The following is a 1,555-nucleotide window of genomic DNA, read 5'->3' as shown; positions in this document are numbered from 1 at the left end:
CCAACCGCTGTGCATCCCGTCGATCTGTTTTGACCTTGTCCCCGGGTGCTACTGCGATCTTGGTCGGGGCGACGACACTGCAGTCATGTCCTGCCGATAGATGCCGTAACCACAAGGTCCAGCTTCATAGCAAAAATCCAGCGCACGACCGCGCTCAGACAATCGTCGCATCAGGCTTTCTACGGCAACCGGTGTGTTTTCAATATCCCCAAGAAAGCGCACCTCACCAGTGCGCCCATCTTCGGCCAATCCAACCGAGACGTTGCGTTTGTGAACGTCCAAGCCAACAAATAGTCTCTGCTCCATTCCTCACCCTTTTCATTTTGGACCTGTCGCGGTTTGGTGCCGCTCCTTTGATAGCATAATGTGCAGCAAAGGAGACGAGCTATGGGCACAGTAAGAACTGATGAATTTCGCAAAGACGCGGTGCGAATTGCACTGACCAGCGGGCTGACACGGCGTCAGGTTGCCGACGATCTTGGTGTTGGGCTTTCGACCCTGAACAAATGGGTGACGGCGCATCGGGATACGGATGTGGTATCGCCCGAGGATCGCGAGCTTGCGCGGGAGAACGAACGGCTTCGTCGTGAGAACCGCATCCTCAAGGAGGAGAGGGATATATTAAAAAAAGCCACCCAGTTCTTCGCGAGCCAAAAGCCATGAGGTTTCGGTTCGTTGAAGAACAGTGTGGGGCCTTCCCGATCGACCGGCTGTGCCAGGTCATGAACGTCAGCCCGCGCGGTTTGCGGGCGTTCCGCAGCCGTCCGGCCAGCCGCAGGCAGCGCACTGATATGGTCGTCCTGGCCCACATCAAGGAACAGTCTCGTCTGAGCTTGGGCAGCTACGGCAGGCCCCGAATGACCGAAGAGCTGAAGGAGGTTGGCATCGATGTGGGGCACCGCCGGGTGGGCCGCCTGATGCGCGAGAATGGGATCACCGTTGAAAGAACGCGCAAGTTCAAGGCGACCACAGACAGCAATCATACCTTCAACATCGCCCCGAACCTACTGGATCGCGACTTCAAAGCAGATCAGCCGAACCAGAAATGGGCGGGCGACATCAGCTATATCTGGACCCGTGAGGGCTGGCTGTATCTGGCCGTCATCCTCGATCTGCATTCCCGGCGTGTCATTGGTTGGGCTGTCAGCAATCGCATGAAGCGTGACCTTGCGATCCGGGCCTTGAAAATGGCCATCGCTTTCCGAGCGCCACCCAAAGGCTGCATCTTCCACAGCGATCGCGGCAGCCAATACTGTTCCCATGACTACCAGAAGATCCTGCGCCAGAATGGCTTCAAAGTCTCCATGAGCGGCAAAGGTAATTGTTATGACAATGCAGCCGTCGAGACGTTCTTCAAAACCATCAAGGCCGAGCTGATCTGGCGGCGGTCATGGGCAACCAGGCGGCAAGCCGAGATGGCCATCTTCGAATACATCAATGGCTTCTACAATCCAAGTCGACGGCACTCAGCATTGGGCTGGAAAAGCCCGGTCGCCTTCGAACGGAAAGTGGCTTAAACGAGCACTTGGGGCGGAACAAATATGTGACAGGTCCA

Annotated in this window: 2 protein-coding genes; one reads left to right on the top strand and one right to left on the bottom strand. The window is 56.5% G+C overall.

Translation table 11 applies throughout. The features are described 5' to 3' along the window. Positions 1-48 precede the first annotated feature (48 nt). Positions 49-306 carry a hypothetical protein gene (locus VJ956_RS11405; RefSeq protein WP_324085005.1) on the bottom strand — a complete coding sequence of 86 codons (258 nt, stop codon included), beginning with the start codon at positions 304-306 and terminating at the stop codon, positions 49-51. Positions 307-387: 81 nt separating this feature from the next. On the opposite strand from VJ956_RS11405, the gene VJ956_RS11400 reads away from it, so the two are divergent. Beyond that, positions 388-1,517 (top strand): IS3 family transposase gene (locus VJ956_RS11400; RefSeq protein WP_324085003.1). Its coding sequence is split into 2 segments (ribosomal slippage): positions 388-622 and positions 622-1,517, totalling 1,131 coding nucleotides; the frame shifts between segments, so codons are not numbered across the junction. The last annotated feature ends 38 nt before the right edge of the window (positions 1,518-1,555 follow it).

This window comes from Marinobacter sp. (genome assembly GCF_035268745.1).
GTDB lineage: Bacteria > Pseudomonadota > Gammaproteobacteria > Pseudomonadales > Oleiphilaceae > Marinobacter.
Note: the sequence above shows the minus strand (reverse complement) of the source record. Positions and strands in the feature narration are given on the sequence as shown.